Source organism: Streptomyces longhuiensis, from assembly GCF_020616555.1.
In the GTDB taxonomy this organism is placed as follows: Bacteria; Actinomycetota; Actinomycetes; order Streptomycetales; family Streptomycetaceae; genus Streptomyces; species Streptomyces longhuiensis.
On sequence record NZ_CP085173.1, the window covers coordinates 2,199,057 to 2,217,044 of the forward strand.

General features: G+C 71.8%; 18 protein-coding genes and 1 riboswitch. Of the genes, 5 read left to right on the forward strand and 13 right to left on the reverse strand.

Annotated features, from left to right (window positions below; all coding sequences use genetic code 11):
- Nucleotides 1-29: 29 nt before the first annotated feature.
- The 9 genes from LGI35_RS10365 to LGI35_RS10405 form a co-directional block, all read right to left on the reverse strand.
- A complete protein-coding gene (locus LGI35_RS10365) occupies nt 30-1,127 on the reverse strand; it encodes a hemolysin family protein (RefSeq protein WP_227293604.1) in 1,098 nt (365 codons plus the stop codon).
- Nucleotides 1,124-2,458, reverse strand: coding sequence for a hemolysin family protein (locus LGI35_RS10370; protein ID WP_227293605.1), 1,335 nt, complete (start codon nt 2,456-2,458; stop codon nt 1,124-1,126). The genes LGI35_RS10365 and LGI35_RS10370 overlap by 4 nt, the downstream gene beginning before the upstream one ends.
- Nucleotides 2,459-2,689: 231 nt before the next feature.
- Nucleotides 2,690-3,142 carry a PH domain-containing protein gene (locus LGI35_RS10375; protein ID WP_227293606.1) on the reverse strand — a complete coding sequence of 151 codons (453 nt, stop codon included), beginning with the start codon at nt 3,140-3,142 and terminating at the stop codon, nt 2,690-2,692.
- Between the two features lie 11 nt (nt 3,143-3,153).
- Complete coding sequence (gene hisG / locus LGI35_RS10380; protein WP_227293607.1) at nt 3,154-4,002, reverse strand: ATP phosphoribosyltransferase; 849 nt, start codon at nt 4,000-4,002, stop codon at nt 3,154-3,156.
- A 73-nt stretch (nt 4,003-4,075) separates the two neighbouring features.
- A complete protein-coding gene (locus LGI35_RS10385; RefSeq protein WP_100597453.1) occupies nt 4,076-4,348 on the reverse strand; it encodes a phosphoribosyl-ATP diphosphatase in 273 nt (90 codons plus the stop codon).
- Nucleotides 4,349-4,382: 34 nt separating this feature from the next.
- On the reverse strand, nt 4,383-4,868 hold the full coding sequence (gene ribH / locus LGI35_RS10390) for a 6,7-dimethyl-8-ribityllumazine synthase (protein WP_100597452.1): 486 nt from the start codon (nt 4,866-4,868) through the stop codon (nt 4,383-4,385).
- Nucleotides 4,869-4,941: 73 nt separating this feature from the next.
- Nucleotides 4,942-6,240: a bifunctional 3,4-dihydroxy-2-butanone-4-phosphate synthase/GTP cyclohydrolase II gene (locus LGI35_RS10395; protein WP_227293608.1), complete on the reverse strand. Its 1,299-nt coding sequence runs from the start codon at nt 6,238-6,240 to the stop codon at nt 4,942-4,944.
- A complete protein-coding gene (locus LGI35_RS10400; RefSeq protein WP_227300263.1) occupies nt 6,237-6,881 on the reverse strand; it encodes a nicotinamide mononucleotide transporter family protein in 645 nt (214 codons plus the stop codon). Before LGI35_RS10400 ends, LGI35_RS10395 begins: the two co-directional genes overlap by 4 nt.
- A gap of 2 nt (nt 6,882-6,883) precedes the next feature.
- Entirely contained in the window at nt 6,884-7,492 is a 609-nt protein-coding gene (locus LGI35_RS10405) for a riboflavin synthase (protein ID WP_100597450.1), read from the reverse strand.
- Between the two features lie 303 nt (nt 7,493-7,795).
- Nucleotides 7,796-7,926: riboswitch (FMN riboswitch) on the reverse strand.
- Nucleotides 7,927-8,207: 281 nt separating this feature from the next.
- Between LGI35_RS10405 and LGI35_RS10410 the strand changes: the two genes are divergently transcribed.
- Entirely contained in the window at nt 8,208-8,954 is a 747-nt protein-coding gene (locus LGI35_RS10410) for an SDR family oxidoreductase (protein ID WP_227293609.1), read from the forward strand.
- A gap of 19 nt (nt 8,955-8,973) precedes the next feature.
- Here LGI35_RS10410 and LGI35_RS10415 read toward each other — a convergent pair whose 3' ends face one another.
- Nucleotides 8,974-10,164, reverse strand: coding sequence for an ROK family transcriptional regulator (locus LGI35_RS10415; protein ID WP_227293610.1), 1,191 nt, complete (start codon nt 10,162-10,164; stop codon nt 8,974-8,976).
- Nucleotides 10,165-10,305: 141 nt separating this feature from the next.
- Here LGI35_RS10415 and LGI35_RS10420 point away from each other — a divergent pair, with 141 nt between their 5' ends.
- Nucleotides 10,306-11,526 carry an MFS transporter gene (locus LGI35_RS10420; protein ID WP_227293611.1) on the forward strand — a complete coding sequence of 407 codons (1,221 nt, stop codon included), beginning with the start codon at nt 10,306-10,308 and terminating at the stop codon, nt 11,524-11,526.
- Here LGI35_RS10420 and LGI35_RS10425 read toward each other — a convergent pair.
- Together LGI35_RS10425 and LGI35_RS10430 are read right to left on the reverse strand one after the other, a co-directional pair.
- A complete protein-coding gene (locus tag LGI35_RS10425; protein ID WP_227293612.1) occupies nt 11,486-11,944 on the reverse strand; it encodes an acyl-CoA thioesterase in 459 nt (152 codons plus the stop codon). The genes LGI35_RS10420 and LGI35_RS10425 overlap by 41 nt on opposite strands.
- Before the next feature lie 97 nt (nt 11,945-12,041).
- Complete coding sequence (locus LGI35_RS10430) at nt 12,042-13,322, reverse strand: alginate lyase family protein (RefSeq protein ID WP_227293613.1); 1,281 nt, start codon at nt 13,320-13,322, stop codon at nt 12,042-12,044.
- Between the two features lie 204 nt (nt 13,323-13,526).
- Here LGI35_RS10430 and LGI35_RS10435 point away from each other — a divergent pair, with 204 nt between their 5' ends.
- Nucleotides 13,527-14,933: a uracil-xanthine permease family protein gene (locus LGI35_RS10435; protein ID WP_227293614.1), complete on the forward strand. Its 1,407-nt coding sequence runs from the start codon at nt 13,527-13,529 to the stop codon at nt 14,931-14,933.
- Here LGI35_RS10435 and LGI35_RS10440 read toward each other — a convergent pair.
- Nucleotides 14,915-16,039 carry a glycoside hydrolase family 6 protein gene (locus LGI35_RS10440; protein WP_227300264.1) on the reverse strand — a complete coding sequence of 375 codons (1,125 nt, stop codon included), beginning with the start codon at nt 16,037-16,039 and terminating at the stop codon, nt 14,915-14,917. The genes LGI35_RS10435 and LGI35_RS10440 overlap by 19 nt on opposite strands.
- Nucleotides 16,040-16,218: 179 nt before the next feature.
- Here LGI35_RS10440 and LGI35_RS10445 point away from each other — a divergent pair, with 179 nt between their 5' ends.
- Nucleotides 16,219-16,923 (forward strand): DUF5995 family protein, encoded by a 705-nt coding sequence (locus LGI35_RS10445; protein ID WP_227293615.1) that lies wholly within the window; start codon nt 16,219-16,221, stop codon nt 16,921-16,923.
- Nucleotides 16,924-17,027: 104 nt separating this feature from the next.
- A complete protein-coding gene (locus LGI35_RS10450; RefSeq protein ID WP_227293616.1) occupies nt 17,028-17,957 on the forward strand; it encodes an LLM class F420-dependent oxidoreductase in 930 nt (309 codons plus the stop codon).
- Nucleotides 17,958-17,988: the final 31 nt, after the last annotated feature.

A 17,988-nucleotide genomic window follows, 5' to 3' on the forward strand; every position in this document is an offset into this window, starting at 1 on the left:
GGGACCCGCCCCTTCGCCCTGTGCGGCTGTCAGCCGGCCAGCGCCTCCTCCGGCGCCTCGGCCCGCGGCTCCGCCACCCGCGCCCCGGGCGCCGGAGCGTCCCGGTGCGCGGGGTCACGGACCTCGCCGACGAGCATCTCCAGGACGTCCTCCAGGGCGACCAGGCCGAGGACCCGGCCCGAGGCGTCGGCGACCTGCGCGAGGTGCGTCGCGGCGCGGCGCATCACCGTCAGGGCGTCGTCGAGCGGGAGTTCGGCGCGCAGCGTCGTCATGGGACGCCAGATCTGCTGCGGCACCGCGCGGTCGTGGTCGGCGGAGTCGATCAGGTCGAGGACATCCTTCACATGCAGATAGCCCATGAAGGCGCCCCCCTCCGCGCAGACCGGAAAGCGGGAGTAGCCCGTACGGCCGGTCAGTTCGATGACCTGGCCGGGGGTGACCGAGGGGCCGACCGTGACCAGGGACGCCCGGTCGAGCAGGACGTCGGTGACCGGGCGCGAGCCCAGCTCCAGTGCGTCCTCCAGGCGTTCCTGCGCCTCGGGCTCGAGCAGCCCCGCCTGTCCGGAGTCCTCGACGAGTCGGCCCAGCTGCACGCTGGTGAAGACCGCCTCGACCTCGTCCCTCGGCTCGACCCCGAACAGCTTCAGCACGAGCCGGGCACAGGCGCCGAGGGCGACGGTGACCGGCCGGCACAGCCGGGCGAAGGCGACGAGGCCGGGGCTGAACCAGAGGGCGGTCTTCTCCGGCGCCGCCATCGCGAGGTTCTTCGGGATCATCTCGCCGATGACGAGGTGGAGGCTGACGACGGCGGCGAGCGCGATGACGTAGCCGAGGGGGTGGATCATTCCCTCGGGCAGGTGCATCGCCTCGAAGAGCGGCTCCAGCAGATGGGCGACCGTCGGCTCGGCGACCGCGCCGAGCGTCAAGGAGCAGACGGTGATGCCGAACTGGGCCGCCGCCATCATCTGCGGCAGGTGCTCCAGGCCGTACAGGACCTGGCGGGCCCGCTTGGTGTCCAAGGGCTCGATCTGGCTGCGGCGCACGGAGACGAGCGCGAACTCGGCGCCCACGAAGAAGCCGTTGGCCAGCACGAGGAGGACGGCGAAGAACAGTTGGAGCGCGCTCATCGGGCGGCCTCCGCCGGCTGGGCGGCGTCCGCGGTCCGTACGATCCGGACGCGCTCCGCGCGGTAGTGGTCGACCTGACGCACCGCGAGCCGCCAGCCGGGCAGCTCGGCCCGGTCACCGGGCGCGGGGATCCGGCCCAGCAGATCGGCGACGAGACCTGCGACGGTCTCGTACGGGCCTTCCGGTACGTCGAGTCCTATGCGGCGCAGGATGTCGACCCGGCAGCTGCCGTCGGCGTCCCACGCGGGGCGGCCGTCCTCGGACGGGGCGACCGCGAGCTCGGGCAGGTCGAGGCGGTCGTGCTCGTCGCGGACCTCGCCGACGAGCTCCTCGACGATGTCCTCCAGGGTGACGACCCCGGCCGTGCCGCCGTACTCGTCGACGACGACGGCTATGGGCTGCTCGCTGCGCAGGCGCTCCAGGAGGGGCTGCACGGGCAGCGTCTCCGGGACGAGCAGCGGGGCCTGGGCGATGCGGCTCACGGGGGTGCGCAGCCGCTCGTGCGCGGGCACCGCGAGGGCGTCCTTGAGGTGCACCATGCCGACGATCTCGTCGATCCGCTCGCGGTACACCGGGAAGCGGGAGAGGCCGGTGGCGCGCGTGAGGTTGACGACGTCCTCGGCGGTGGCCGAGGACTGGAGCGCGCTGACCTTCACGCGCGGCGTCATGACGTGCTGGGCGGTGAGCTCGCCGAGGGACAGGGTGCGGACGAACAGGTCCGCCGTGTCCTGCTCCAGGGTGCCCGCCTGCGCGGAGTGTCTGGCCAGGGAGACGAGTTCACCGGGGGTACGGGCCGAGGCCAGCTCGTCGGCGGGCTCGACGCCCAGGGCGCGTACGGCGCGGTTGGCCACGGCGTTGAGCAGCGCGATCACTGGCCTGAAGAGGCGCGAGAACACGTGCTGGGGGCCCGCGACGAACCGTGCGACCTGGAGCGGCTTGGACACCGCCCAGTTCTTCGGCACGAGCTCGCCGATCACCATCTGCACGGCGGAGGCCAGGAGCATGCCGAACACGACGGAGATACCGCCGACGGCGCCTTCCGGCACACCGACGGCCGTGAAAGGCCCCGCGAGCAGCGTCGCCAGCGCCGGTTCGGCGAGCATGCCGACGACCAGTGAGGTGATGGTGATGCCGAGTTGGGTGCCGGAGAGCTGGAAGGACAGCTCCTTGAGGGCGTTCACGACGGTACGGGCCCGTCGGTCTCCGTCGGCCGCGGCCTTCTCGGCGTCAGCGCGCTCCACCGTGACGAGGCCGAACTCGGCCGCCACGAAGAAGCCGTTGGCCAGGATCAGCAGGAATGCCGCTCCGAGGAGCAACAAGGGGATGGTCATGCCGCCGCCTCCGCGCACACAACGCGCAATTCGGTCGCGCTATGTCGGGAGGGGGCGGCGCATGTACTGCAGGACGAACCGTCCATCGCCGGAGGGAGTCACTCCTCGGTTAGCAGGAAACCCCCGGGGTCCTGGCGGACCCGTGATCGGGAGCGGGGCGGCGATGTGCGCGCGCCCCGCCACCAGATTAATCAAGACAGGGGTGGAAGCGTCAGGGCGTGCGGCCCCGAGTCAGCCCCGAAGTTCCTCGGAGGCCGTGGAACGGGCCTCGGTGAGGGCGCGCAGGGCACGCGCGTCGGCGAGGGCACGCTCCTTGGCCATGGCGGGCTGGATGCCCATGGCGGCCAGGCTCGTGCCGTCGCTGAGGTTGAGGAACACCCAGGGGTCGCCGGGCCGCAGGGTGACCTGGACGATCTCCGCCCAGGCCAGGCGGCGGCTGCGAGCGATGTTCACCACAGTGACGCCCTCGTCGTCCGCCACGACCTTGGGCCGGGCGAGCAGGACCAGCCCGCCGACGAGGACCGCCCCGGTGAAGATGAAGCTGAGTCGGTCGCCCGGGTTGATGCCGCCCAGCAGGAGCGCGATGGCGGTGAGAGTGACGAACATCGCGCCGCCGAGGCCGAGCAGGACGGCCCGGGTACGGGTCGGCCGGAAGGTGACGGGCAGCGTGGGGACTTCGGACATGAGTGCGGTCCTCAGAGACGGCAGGCGTGGATGGCCGTGGTCAGGATGGCCCGCGCGCCGAGTTCGTACAGGTCGTCCATGATGCGCTGGGCGCCCTTGGCGGGGACCATCGCGCGGACGGCGACCCAGCCCTCGTTGTGCAGGGGCGAGACCGTCGGCGACTCGAGACCCGGGGTGAGGGCGACGGCCTGCTCCAGGTGCTCGGCGCGGCAGTCGTAGTCCATCATCACGTAGGTCCTGGCGACCAGGACGCCCTGGAGACGGCGCAGGAACTGCTGGACCTTGGGCTCTTCGGTGGCCGCGCCGGAGCGGCGGATCACGACGGCCTCGGACTTCATGATGGGCTCGCCGAAGACCTCGAGGCCCGCGTTGCGCAGGGAGGTACCGGTCTCGACGACGTCCGCGATGACCTGGGCGACGCCCAGCTCGATGGCCGTCTCGACGGCGCCGTCGAGGTGGACGACGGACGCGTCGACGCCGGACTCGGCGAGGTGCTTGCCGACGATGCCCTCATAGGAGGTGGCGATCGTCTTGCCCGCGAGGTCCTCGAGGCCGGAGACGGTGCCAGGCTTGGCCGCGAAGCGGAACGTGGAGCGGGCGAAGCCGAGCGGCAGGATGACCTCGGCGTTGACACCGGAGTCGATGAGCAGGTCCTCGCCGGTGATGCCGATGTCGAGCTTGCCCGACGACACGTAGATCGCGATGTCCTTGGGCCGCAGGTAGAAGAACTCCACCTCGTTGAGCGGGTCGACGAGGACGAGCTCCTTGGACTCCTTGCGCTGCTGGTATCCGGCCTCATGGAGCATCGCCGACGCAGGTCCGGACAGTGAACCCTTGTTGGGGACGGCAATGCGCAGCATGAGGTCGGATTCCTTTGCGTTCAGGAGGGGCGTGACATGCGAGTGACGTGTGAGGGGGAACTTGACGCCGGCTCTAGAGGTGGGCGTAGACGTCGTCGAGGGAGATTCCCCGGGCGACCATCATCACCTGGACGTGGTACAGCAGCTGCGAGATCTCCTCGGCAGCGGCCTCCTTGCCCTCGTGCTCGGCGGCCATCCAGACTTCGGCGGCCTCCTCGACGACCTTCTTGCCGATGGCATGGACGCCCTTGTCCACCAGTTCGGCGGTGCGGGACGTCGCGGGATCGCCGTTCTTGGCCTTGAGCTGAAGCTCGGCGAAGAGCTCTTCGAAGGTTTTGTTCGCCATGATGGTCCTAAGACTACGGGTTCCGCCTGGCCACTCAGCGCCAGGGTTCGCTGACCGAGCGCAGTGTGGCCGCCGTGGCGACGGCCGCCGTGACGGCCTCGTGGCCCTTGTCCTCGTTCGAGCCCTCGATTCCGGCGCGGTCGAGGGCCTGCTCCTCGGTGTCACAGGTCAGCACGCCGAAGCCGACGGGGACGCCGGTGTCGATGGTGACCTGGGTGAGCCCCATGGTGACGCCCTGGCACACGTACTCGAAGTGCGGGGTGCCGCCGCGGATGACCACGCCGAGGGCGACGATCGCGTCGTAGCCGCGGCCCGCGAGGACCTTGGCGACGACGGGGAGTTCGAAGCTGCCCGGGACCCGGAGGAGGGTCGGCTCGTCGATGCCGAGCTCGTGCAGGGCGCGCAGGGCACCGTCCACGAGGCCGTCCATCACCTTCTCGTGCCACTGCGCCGCGATGACGGCGACGCGCAGGTCACCGCAGTTGCGTACGGACAGTTCGGGTGCGCCCTTGCCACTCACGTTGCTCCTCAGTGCTTGTGTGGTGCTGTGTGCTGTGTTCGATGTGCCGTGTGTCGTCTGAAAGGGGTACGGGCTACTGGTTCGCGCAGGTCGTGGACGCGGGGGCGTCCAGCCAGGGCAGGTCGTGGCCCATCCGGTCCCGCTTGGTGCGCAGGTAACGGAGGTTGTGCTCGCCCGCCTGGACCGGCATGGACTCGCGGGCGACGACCTTGAGGCCGTGCCGCAGGAGCGCGTCGGTCTTGTCGGGGTTGTTGGTCAGCAGGCGCAGGCCGCGCACGCCGAGGTCCTCGAGGATCTGGGCGCCCGCCGCGTAGTCCCGCGAGTCGGCCGGAAGGCCCAGTTCCAGGTTGGCGTCCAGCGTGTCTCGGCCGCGCTCCTGGAGCTCGTAGGCGCGCAGCTTGGAGAGCAGGCCGATGCCGCGCCCCTCGTGGCCGCGCAGGTAGACGACGATGCCGCGCCCCTCCTCGGTGATGCGCCGCATCGACTCCTCCAGCTGGGGGCCGCAGTCGCAGCGCAGCGAGTGGAAGACGTCGCCGGTGAGGCATTCGGAGTGGACCCGCACGAGGACGTCCTCGCCGTCGCCGATCTCGCCGTGGACGAGGGCGACATGCTCGACACCGTCGACCGTGGAGCGGTAGCCGTACGCGGTGAAGTCACCGAAGGCGGTCGGCAGATTGACCTCGGCCTCGCGGCGGACCGTCGGCTCGAAGGAGCGGCGGTAGGCGATCAGGTCCTCGATGGAGATGATCGTCAGGCCGTGCTTGCGGGCGAACGGGATGAGCTCGGGCAGGCGCAGCATCGTGCCGTCCTCGCCCGCGATCTCGACGATCGCGCCGGCGGGGCGCAGGCCCGCGAGCCGGGCGAGGTCGACGGCGGCCTCGGTGTGGCCGTTCCTGACCAGGACGCCGCCGGCCTTGGCGCGCAGCGGGAAGATGTGGCCCGGCCGCACGAAGTCGCCGGCCTCGGCGGTGCCGCCGGCCAGGAGCTGGAGCGTGGTGGCGCGGTCGGCGGCGGAGATGCCGGTGGTCACGCCGTGCGCGGGACCCGCGTCGACGGAGACCGTGAAGGCGGTGCGCATCGACTCGGTGTTGTTCTCGACCATCTGCGGCAGCTGGAGGCGTTCCAGCTCGTCGTTCTCCATGGGAGCGCAGATCAGGCCGCGGCACTCGCTCATCATGAAGGCGACGATCTCGGGGGTGGCCTTCTCGGCCGCGATGACGAGGTCGCCCTCGTTCTCACGGTTCTCGTCGTCGACGACCACGACGGGCCGGCCGTTCGCGATGTCGCGGATCGCCTGCTCGACGGGGTCGAGCGACAGGTCCGAGGTGTCCTCGTCGTGCGAGGTGCTGTACCAGACGGGTGCCGTGGTCATGCCGGTGCTCCTTCCAGGGCGGGCTGCGAGGCCGAGCGGGACCGCAGCCACCAGTCGCGCATGCCCCACAGGACGAGCGCGCCGTAGATCACGTAGACGAAACCGGAGAAGGCGAATCCGTTGGCGAAGTTCAGCGGTACGCCCACCAGGTCGACGAGCAGCCAGGCGAACCAGAACTCGACCATGCCGCGTGCCTGCGCGTACATGGCGACGATCGTGCCGACGAAGATGTACGCGTCCGGCCAGGGGTCCCACGAGAGCGTGGGGAAAGCGGTGAACAGACCGCCGACCGCCAGGGTGCCGAGTGCGGCGGCGCCCAGCAGGAAGCCGCGCTCGCGCCAGGTGGCGAACCGGACGGCGAGGGAGCCGTCCTGGGCCTGCCCCTTGCCACGGTTCCACTGCCACCAGCCCCACGCGGCGACGACGATGACCACGAGCTGCTTGCCCGCGCTGCCCGAGAGGTGGGCGGTCGCGAAGGCCGTGAGCAGGATGAGGCCGGAGACGAGCTGCGCGGGCCAGGTCCAGATCGAGCGGCGCCAGCCGAGCGCGAGGGCGACCAGACCGACGGTGTTGCCGATCATGTCGGACCACATGATGTGCTGGCCGAAGAGCGTGAACGCCTCGGAGTTCAGCCAGTTCAGGCTCACTTGGTGGCCTCCTGGGCACGGTCGCCGAGCAGCCGCTCGACGTACTTGGCGATGACGTCGACCTCGAGGTTGACCGGGTCGCCGGCCTGCTTCAGGCCGAGCGTGGTCAGGGCGAGGGTGGTGGGGATGAGGCTGATGGTGAAGTAGTCGGGGCCCGCGTCGACGACCGTGAGGCTCACTCCGTCGACGGTGATGGAGCCCTTCTCGACGACGTAGCGGGCGAGGTGCGCCGGGAGCGAGACCTTGACGATCTCCCAGTTCTCCGACGGCTTGCGCTCGACGATGCTGCCCGTGCCGTCGACGTGCCCCTGCACGATGTGTCCACCCAGGCGCGCGCCGACGGCGGTGGGGCGCTCCAGGTTGACCCGGGAGCCGACCGCGAGGGCGCCGAGGCTGGACCGGTCGAGGGTCTCCGCCATGACGTCGGCGGTGAACTCGTCGCCCTCGTGCTCCACGACCGTCAGACAGACACCGTTGACGGCGATGGAGTCGCCGTGGCGGGCCCCTTCGGTGACGACGGGGCCGCGCAGCCTGAAGCGGGAGGCGTCGCCGAGTTCCTCGACGGCAGTGATCTCGCCCAGCTCTTCGACGATTCCGGTGAACACTTCAGTGCTCCTTCGCTGCAGGGGCCGCGGGGCCGACAAGGGCGGCGGTGAGGCGCAACGCCTCAGGGCCGGCGGGGATTCCTGAAGGAGCGAAGGACGCGTGCGGGCGCACGGCTGCTCGCCGGGCGGGCACTGCGGAAGTGGTGGCCACCGGGTCCTCCTGCCTCTTCGGGCACGGACTCCGGGGCACTGTCGCGATATGGCGACAGAACGTACGGGCGAGGACACCGAGGCCGACGCCGAATGAGACCTGTCCCTGAGGACAAGTCGAAACAGACGGCGACGCGCACGAATGCCCGCCCGCCGCGCACTGCCTCCCATCCGGACTTTAACCGTCGGTCCAGGAATTTCACCTGGTCAACCGGCCGCTGGAAGCGACCGGGTCGCGGACTGTAACCGCCGGTTCGGACTTTCACCGACCCCGGAGTGCGCTGCTTCTGGTACAGGGCCAGTGTGCCACGTCCACGCGTGGGCCAAACGGGTGATCGACTGTGGGCTGCCTCACAGGCCGTGTGCGTGGACTCGCGCAGCGTTCCGGGCTGTCGCCTCTGCCGGGGCAATGGCGTGACGATCGCAACCGCCCAGGTGGGCGGCGTACGGGCGGAACCCCTGAGGCGCCTCGCGGGCGATGTCACATTTTCGCGCCGCCGACAGTCTCACCCGGAGAGGGACGTTCCACCGTGGAGCGTCCGGTGTGCGAAGGAGCGGAACTGCGATGACCACGATCCTGGTGACCGGCGGCACGGGAACCCTGGGCAGTCTCGTCGTCGAGCGGCTGCGGGGGGACGGGCGCGAGGTGCGGGTGCTCAGCCGGCATGCGCGGCCGTACGCGGTGGACCTGCGGGAGGGCGGGCCCGGGCTGGACGAGGCCGTCGCGGGTGTGGACGCGATCGTGCACTGCGCGAGCACGCCGCGCGGTGGTGACGAGAAGGCGGCCGGGCATCTGATCGAGGCGGCGCGGCGGGCCGGGGTGCCGCACCTGCTGTACATCTCGATCGTGGGCGTGGACCGGGTGCCGCTCGGCTACTACAAGGCCAAGCTCGCGGTCGAGAAACTGGTCGAGGGATCGGGGCTCGGCTGGACGGTGCTGCGTACGACGCAGTTCCACGACCTGGTGTTCCAGGCCCTTCAGGCGGTGGCCAAGCTGCCGGTGATGCTCCTTCCGGCGGGGGTCGCCGACCAGCCCGTCGAGGTCGCCGAAGTGGCCGACCGCCTGGCGGAGTTGGCGACCGGCGAACCCGCGGGACGCGTGGCGGACATGGGTGGTCCCGCGGTGCGCACGGCGCCGGATCTGGCCCGCGCCTACCTGAGCGCGAGCCGTCGGCGCCGGCCGGTCGTCGAGGTGCGCCTGGCCGGGAAGGCGTACAAGGGCATGCGGGACGGCGGGCATCTGGCTCCCGATCGGGCCGTGGGCAAGGGCACGTTCGAGGAGTTCCTCGCTCGGCGGTTTCCCGCGAGCTGACCCGGACCGCGCGCGGGGTTCAGCGGTCCGTCGGCGCGAAGAGCTCGTCCTGCGCCCCGTCCCGGGCCATCAGAAGCGCTCCCCGCAGCACCGCGGCGCCGCCGAGGGCGCCGGCCCGCACCTCGGTGGGCAGGGGGGACATGGCGGCGAGGCGGGTGGCGACCAGGGTCGCGAGGCGGTCGCCTCCCGCGCGGCCGACCTCGCCGCCCAGGACGAGGCAGCCGGGGTCGAGGACGGCGACGACGGAGGCGGCCCCGAGGACGAGCCGGTCGGCGAGTGCGTCGAGGAAGTGGGCGGGGGGCGTTCCGGGCTCCGCCCGTACCGCTTCGCGGACGAGCGCGGCGGCGGCCGGTTCCCCCGGTGCGGCCGCCGGGCCCACCAGGCCGTGGGCGCGGGCGAGTTCCGCGATGGCGGCGGATCCGGCCAGCGAGTGGAAGCCTCCGTCGCACCCGGTCGCGGACGGGAGTCCGGCCGTGCCCGGCACCGGCAGGAAGCCGATCTCGCCGGTGCCGCCAGAGGCCCCGCGGCGCAGGACGCCGTCGAGGACGACCGCGGCGCCGATGCCGTGGCCGAGCCAGAGCAGGGCGAACGTGTCACGGTCGCGGGCGGCGCCGTCGCGCTGTTCGGCGAGGGCGGCGAGGTTGGTCTCGTTCTCCACCAGGACGCGGGCCGGCAGGCGTTCGTGGAGGGCGGCGACGAGGCGGCGGTGCCACTCGGGCAGGCCCGACGAGTCACGGAGTTCGCCGGTGACGGGGTCGATGAGGCCAGGGGCGCCGATTCCCACGGTGTGCAGGGGTTCGGCGCCCGCCTCCTTCGCGGTGCGCTCGACCAGGGCGACGGCCCGTTCGACGGCGGGGCCGGTGCCCCCCTCGTCGTCGATGGGCGCGGACGCCTCGGCGAGGACGGTGCCCACGAGGTCGGCGACGGTGAGGGTGACGCCCTCGGTGCGGACGTCGAGCGCGGCGAGATGGGCGAGCCCGGAGACGATCCCGTGGAGTTTGGCGTTGGGGCCGCGGCGCTGGGCGCCTGCCTCGCCGACGACCTCGATCAGGCCCTGGGCCGTGAGCCGCTCGACGAGGTCGGCGACGGAGGGCCGGGACAGGCCGGTGAGCTCTTTCAACTGCCCGGCCGTCAGGGGCCCTTCGCTCTGGAGGAGGCGCAGCGCGAGCCGGTCGTTGATGGCCCTGGCGGTACTCGGTGATGCGGGCATGGCGCGGATCCTTCCAGATCGCCTTCGCTGCCGGGACGGGGGCCGTACGGGGAGACCGGTGGAATACCGACTATTTATCAGGCAGGGTTCCTGATAGTTTACGCCAGCAGCCTGGGGACAGTATCGGGAGGGGCACGCCGGATGAGTGAAGTCGGTTACGGGGCAAGGGAGTTGAAGCGCGCACGCTATGCGGTCGCGACCGTCTTCTGCGTCCATGGAGCGGTCACCGGGTCCTTCGCGACCCGAGTGCCCTGGATCCAGGACCACGCGGGGGTCAGCGCGGGCCAGCTCGGTGTCGCGCTCGCCTTCCCCGCGCTCGGCGCCTCGGTGGCGATGCCGCTCGCCGGCTGGGTGAGCCACCGGTTCGGCGCACGCACGGCGCTGCGCGGCCTGCTCGCCCTGTGGACGCTCGCGCTGATCCTGCCCTCGCTCGCGCCGAATCTGGCAGTGCTGTGCGTGGCGCTGTTCGCGTACGGCGCGTCGGCGGGCATGTCGGACGTGGCGATGAACGCACTGGGCGTCGAGGTCGAGAACCGCCTCGACCGGTCGATCATGTCCAGCCTGCACGGCATGTGGAGCGTGGGCGCCCTCATCGGTTCGGCGGCCGGCACGCTGGCCGCGCACCTCGGCTCGGACGCCCGCCTGCACCATCTGCTCGCCGCGGCGACCCTGACGGTCGTGGGCTTCATCGCGTGCGGCGGCGTGCTGGACCTGCGCCCCACGGAGGACGAGGAGCCGCCGCCGCGCTTCGCGCTGCCGCCCAGGTCGGCGCTGCTGATCGGCGCGGTCGGCTTCTGCGCCGTCTTCGCCGAGGGGGCGAGCCTGGACTGGTCGGCGGTCTATCTGCGGGACGTCCTCGACACGTCCGCCGGGCTCGCGGCCGCGTGCACCACCGCGTTCACGCTCACGATGGCCGTGGCGCGGCTCGCCGGCGACAGGATCGTGGACCGGTTCGGCGCGGTGCGTACCGTGCGGGTCGGCGGGGTCGGCGCCGCGCTCGGCGGACTGCTCGTGGTGGTGGCGCCGAACCCGGCGGTCGCGATGGCCGGTTTCGGCCTGATGGGCCTCGGGATCGCGGTCGTCGTGCCGCTCGCCTTCGCGGCGGCGGGGCGCAGCGGACCGAATCCGAGCCAGGCCATCGCGGGCGTCGCCACCATCACGTACACCTCGGGACTCATCGCGCCCTCCGCGATCGGGACGGTCGCCGACGCGACGAGCCTGGTGGTGTCGTTCGGCCTGGTGACGTTCCTGGCGTGCGGGCTCGCGGTGTTCGCGGGGGTGCTGCGCACGGGGGACCGTACGCGGACGAAGCCGGCCGAGGTCAGTCCTGCGTCCGCAGGAGCTCACGGCCAAGGGTCCTGAACATCTCGCTCCAGGGGGCGGGGCGCAGGGTGGCCGGGTCGAGGCGGACGAGTACGCGGGTGCCGTGGGCGTAGGTCGTCCCGCCGTCCGCCGAGCAGAAGCGGAAGCCGTACGTCAGGCCGGTGGTGCCGAGCCGGTCGAGCCAGAGGTGCACGGCGTACGCGCCGGGGCGGTCGACCGGCGCGTCATAGGTGATGCGCAGTTCCTTGACCGCGTTGCAGAAGTCGCCTGCCGCCACCCAGTCGCCCTCGAAGACGAGGCCCCGCTCCGCCCACAGGGCGGTCCAGGCGCGCTCGACCATCACCGGGTAGCGGGCGTTGTGGAGCAGGCCGAGCGCGTCGAGGTCGTCGAAGTGGACGGTGACGGGGACGAGCTGTCCGTGGGACTGGGCGGGGCGGGCGAGGGCTTCGGCGGTCACGGGTGGGGCTCCTGATGCGGTACGTACAAGAGCCCCATCGTACGACCTTGAACTAAGCAAACGCTCAGCAGGCCGGGCCGGGCGTGCCGCGACCCGTTCAGCCCGCGATCGAGTCGAGCTGCTCGGCCGCCGGGCGCAGTGCCCACAGGTCCCCGCCGGGCGGCGTCTCCAGACGCGGGACCGCCCGCTTCGCCGCGGCGCTCCCGGCGTCGGCGGCAGCGTGCACGATGTCGCTCGCCGCGAACCGGTGGAACTCCAGCTCGGGGTGCGGCCATGCCGTCGCCCCGGTGGCCGCGGGCAGCAGATAGTCGACGGCCTTGAACAGGCTCTGCCCGTCCGGGCCCCGGTACGACCACAGGTCCACGCCGACATGCCGCCCGATCGCGGCGAGCCGGGTGTAGGCGACCAGATCGAAGGTCGAGTAGTGCCAGCTGCGGGTCCTGGCGAGCTCCTGCGGCTGGCTGCCGTCGCCCGCGATCTGCGGGGCGATGCGCTTGATGCGGGCGTCGAGGACGGTGCGGCGGGCGAGGGCGGTGTCGCCGGTGGCGTAGGCGAGGGCAGCGACCTGGAGGTCGTAGAACGTGCCGTGGTTGTTCTCGGCGGCGCCCTCCTGAGCGCCGAAGTCGCTGTTCACGAGCCAGCCGAGGAAGTCCTTGTTCCACTCTCCCATCGCCGTGCGGTCGCCCTTCGACCAGCCGGGGGCGCCCGTGCCGAGGAGGGCGACGGCGTCGGTGACACTCGTGTACGACTGCGAGAAGTCGATGATGCCGATGGCCCGCCCGTCGTACTTGCAGGGGATGAACTGGGCGTGGTCCAGGTTCGGGTTCATGCGCGTGTCCGGGTCGAGGAACCAGGTGCGCAGGACCGTGGCGGCCTTCCGCGCGTACTCCTTGCGGCCCGTGTAGTACCAGGCGAGGGCGAGGTCGTACGTCGAGTCGAAGACCTTCTCCACGTCCTGGCGGTCGGTCCCGGTGTCGACCTCGGGGTTGCGCTGTCCGTCGCGCTGGACGTACGGGCAGCCCCAGGGGTTGTCGGAGGTGGGCGTCTGTGAGGGCCACCAGTAGGGGGCCTGGCTCAGATAGTCGTGGACGTCGCCGCCGGGCGCGGGCTTCGGTTTGTCGACGACGGTCCAGGGGCCCTGGTCCAGCCAGGTGTCGGCGCGGGCCGTCAAGTCCCTTACGGCGTGCTTGAGTTGCGGGTCGCCGTGGTCGAGGCGCTGCTTGGTCCGCAGCAGGCGCTCGCCGTCGAGGACGGCGGTGCGCGGGGCGCTCACGCCGGCTGTCGCGGACTGGGCCGATATGGGGACGGCGGCGACGGCGGTGAGGGCCGCCACCGCGGCGAGCAGGGCACCGAGACGTACACGGGATCTGGCACGCATCACAACTCCCATCACGTATCTGAACGACGTTCATGGATCAAGCCGTGCGAGCGTAGGGCGCCGAGGTGGGCGTGACAATGCCTTCGGCAAGGATTCATGGATGGGATCGGGGCCGCCGACCGTGGCGCGAAAAGGGCCTTACGGCGCATTAACATGGCGGCGATCATTTCGAGCCACGGAAGCACCACAGAAAGCAGAACTCATATGGACCTCGGTGTGCGCTGGAAACTTCACGGCGACGGGCGCACCCCGGCTCCAGGCGCCGTCGTGCGCCCGGACGAGCGGCTCTCCTGGCCGCGCACGCTCGGGCTCGGCGCCCAGCACGTCGTCGCGATGTTCGGCGCATCCTTCGTGGCGCCCGTCCTGATGGGTCTCGACCCGAACCTCGCGATCATGATGTCCGGCGTCTCGACCGTGATCTTCCTGCTCGCCACCCGCGGCCGTGTGCCCAGCTATCTCGGCTGCTCGCTCTCCTTCGTCGGCGTCGCCGCGGTGATCCGGGCGCAGGGCGGGACCAGCGCCACGGTGACCGGAGCGGTGTTCGTGGTCGGCGCCGCGCTGTTCCTGGTGGGGCTCGCGGTGCAGAAGTTCGGCGCGCGGATCATCCACGCCGCGATGCCGCCGATCGTCACCGGCGCGGTCGTCATGCTGATCGGCTTCAACCTCGCGCCGGTGACGGCGTCGACGTACTGGCCGCAGGACCAGTGGACCGCGCTCCTCGTGATGCTGTTCACCGGTTTGGCCGTGGTGTGCCTGCGCGGTTTCTGGTCCCGTATCGCGATCTTCCTCGGGCTGCTCTTCGGCTACGGCATCTCCTGGGTGTTCGACCGGATCTTCGGCCGGATCCACTCCCCCTCCGGCGGCGCCGAGGCCGTCGACCACTGGCGCCTGGATCTGTCCGGCGTCGGCAAGGCCGACTGGATCGGCCTGCCCTCCTTCCACGCCCCCTCGTTCCAGTGGTCGGCGATCCTCGTCGCGCTGCCCGTCGTGATCGCGCTGATCGCCGAGAACGCCGGACACGTCAAGGCCGTCGGCGAGATGACCGGCGACGACCTCGACGACAAGCTCGGCACCGCGATCTCCGCCGACGGCGTCGGCTCCATGCTCTCCACCGCGGTCGGCGGCCCGCCCAACACGACGTACTCCGAGAACATCGGCGTGATGGCCGCGACCCGCGTCTACTCGACGGCCGCGTACTGGGCGGCCGCCGGCTTCGCCCTGCTCTTCGGCCTGTGCCCCAAGTTCGGCGCGATCGTGGCCGCCATCCCGGGCGGCGTGCTCGGCGGCATCACCGTCATCCTCTACGGCATGATCGGTCTGCTCGGCGCGCAGATCTGGATCAACGCCAAGGTCGACCTGCGCAACCCGCTGAACCTCGTCCCGGCCGCCGCGGGCATCATCATCGGCGTCGGCAACGTGTCCCTGAAGTTCACCGACAACTTCTCGCTGAGCGGCATCGCCCTGGGCACCATCGTCGTCATCACCGGCTACCACGCGCTGCGCGCCATGGCCCCCGCGCACCTCAAGACGCAGGAGCCGCTCCTCGACTCGGGGACCTCGACGTACGACGACCCGCCCTCGGACGACGGCGGTCAGTCCGCCAGGTCGTAGGCGTAGTCGGGGGCGAACGACCCCGGCTCGCCCTTGCAGCCGTCCGACTCCCCCGGCAGCTTCACCCACAAGTAGGCGTCGATCCCGCGCTCCCCGGTGCGCAGGGTCGGCGCCTGCCCCAGTTTGCGGCCCGCGGGGTCGCACCACGCGCCGTCCGCCGGGGCGCCGTTGCCGTTGCGGCTGGTGTCGATCACGGCGCCCAGGGACGGTGGGCCGCCCATCGCCGCCAGGACCCGGCGGGCGTAGGCCACTTCGGCGGAGGTGCGGTTGAAGTTGGAGACGTTCGTGAAGACGCCGTCGGACGAGGCCGGCGACGCGGCGCCCGCCGCTCGCAGCCGGGCCGCCTGGGTAGCGGCGGGGTTCCAGTCGGAGTGCCCGGCGTCGTAGTACACCCGGGCCCTGGGGTTCGCCGACTTGAAGGCGCGGCCCGCGCGGGCCAGCGCCGCGTACCGGCCGGCGAGCTGCCCGCCGGAGAGGCACTCGGTCTGGGAGAGCGCGTCGGGTTCGAGGACCACGACGACCTCGCCGGATCCGAGTCCCGCCGCGAACTTCTGCGCCCAGCTTTCGTACGCGGCGATGTCCGGCGCCCCGCCCTCCGACGCGCCCCCGCAGTCACGCTGGGGGATCGCGTACGGCACGAGCACCGGCACCCGGCCCTCGCGCGCCGCCGTGGACGTCACCGCCCGCACCCGGGACGTGATGGTGTCGGGTGTGAAGTCGGCGAACCAGACCGCGGCGGGCCGGTCGGCGATCCGGGACTCGATGAGGGGGCGCCGCGGGTCCGAGCGGTGGGCCCTGACCCAGTCGAGCACCTGGGAGTCGGTGTGCCGGTACAGGCGCGTGGAGGCGGGCGTCACGGACCGCCCGGCCGACGCCCTCGGAGTAGGTTCCGGCTTCTTCTTCGCCGTCTTCGCGTTCGACGGGGAGGGCGACGCGCCGGGTGAGGCCGAGGCGGATGTCGCGGTCGGTACCGCGGGCAGCGGAAGCAGGTCGGGCGACCGCGTCACCCGGGGCCGCGCCACATCGCCGCCCTCGGACCCGTCGAGCGCCGACACCATCCCGGCGACCGTGCCGACCGCCGCGACCAGTGACGCGGCCGCCGCCATGGCACCCCGGCGGGCGGCGACCCTGCGCTCGGCGCGCCGCTCGGCCAGCCGCTGCGCACGTAAGCCTGACACGCTGTTCTCCCTTTGCCCCACGCACGGTGCCCGGCCCGTTCCCCCGTTCTGGGGAAGCCCCCGGCCAGGCGGCACGCGCGCCAGCCTAGGCTTGAGAACCTGCCCCCATGGCGCAGTTGGAACGGTTCGCGAAGTGCACGCCCGCCGCGCGCGGGGTCGACTCCGTGGTGGCCCGGATGCGTGAGCTGGCCGCCTCCTGGCCCGCCCACGACGGTGTGGCCGTCTTCAACCGGGTCTATCTGTCCGTCACGGAAGAGGTCGACCGGCACATCGACGGCGGCCGGTTCGCCGACGCCGAAGCCGCGACCACGCTGGACGTCCGGTTCGCCGGGCGCTACCTGGCGGCCGTCGAGACCCCCTCCACCGACCACCGCCCGCCCGCCTGCTGGCGTCCGCTGCTCCAGTACCGCCGCCATCCGGGCGTACGCCCGCTGCAGTTCGCCCTCTCGGGCATCAATGCGCACATCGGCCACGATCTGGCGCTCGCCGTCGTGGACACCTGCCGTACGCTCGGCTGCGAACCGGCCGACGTGGAGGATGAGTTCGACCGCGTGGGCGATCTCCTCGTCTCGCTGGAGGAGCGCATCCGCGAAGATCTGATGCCGGGCCCCGATCTGCTCCAGATCGCCGACCCGCTGACCCATCTGCTCGGCTCCTGGACCCTGGAGCGCGCCAGGGACGGCGCCTGGGCGGCGGCCCGCGCCCTGTGGGTGCTGCGTGAATTCCCGGACGTCACCGAGGAGTTCGTCCGGCGCCTCGACACCTCTGTCGGGCTGGTCGGCCGCATGATGCTCACACCCCTGCCGGACTGATCCGGCCACGCGCCCGCCTTCGCCGCGGAACTGCCCCGTGATCGCTGTACGTTGACAAGGAGTAACGCGAGCGATCCCTGATGCGAACGCGAAGGAGCACCGGCATGGCGACCCGACTCGGCCTCAGCCTCCCCCAGATGAAGCAGTACGACATCGGGCGCGACATCCCGGCGGTGGCCCGCGCCGCCGAGGAGATCGGTTACGAGAGCCTGTGGGTCTTCGAGCGGATCCTGTTCCCCGAGCCCGCCCGCCAGGGCCTGTACGGGGTCCCCGGCCTCCCCTGGCCGGACCAGTACCGCTCCGTCGCCGACCCGCTGGTCTCCCTCACGCTGGCCGCCGCCGTCACGGAGCGGGCCCGGCTCGGCACGAGCGTCCTTGTCGCACCGCTGCACGTACCGTTCCAACTGGCGCGCGCCCTGGCCACGTTGGACGCGGCCAGCGGTGGCCGCGTCGTCGCGGGCATCGGCACCGGATGGTCCCACGACGAGTACGCGGCCGCCGCCGTGGCCCCGTTCGAGAAGCGCGGCCAGGTCCTGGACGAGCTGCTCGACGTGTTCGAGGCCGTGTGGGGCCCCGACCCCGTGCGTTACGAGGGCGAGCTGACGACCATCGCGCCGTCCGTGGTGGGGCCGAAGCCCGCCGGGCCGATCCCGGTGCTGCTGCCGGCGAACAGCCCGAAGGCCGCGCGCCGGCTCGTGGACCGCGCGGACGGCTGGATGCCGGGGGCCGCGGGCGCGGAGCAGCTCGCCGAGCAGTGGCGGAATCTGCAGGAACTGGCCGAGGAGCGCGGCCGCAAGGAGCCGATCCAGAGCGTGCTGCGGGTGAACACGATCTACACGCGCGACGAGTACAAGGGCGACGACCGCCGCCCGTTCCAGGGCAGCGTCGCGCAGATCGTCGAGGATCTGGTCGCGCACGACGCGGTGGGCCTCGAGGAGATCCTGATCGACCTCCAGGGTCTCGCGCGCGACGCGGACGAGCTGACGGATGTCGCGGCCGAGGTGTTCACGGCCGCGCGCGAGGCCGGGGTCTGACGCGGTGCGGGCCCCGGCGTCCGCCGGGGCC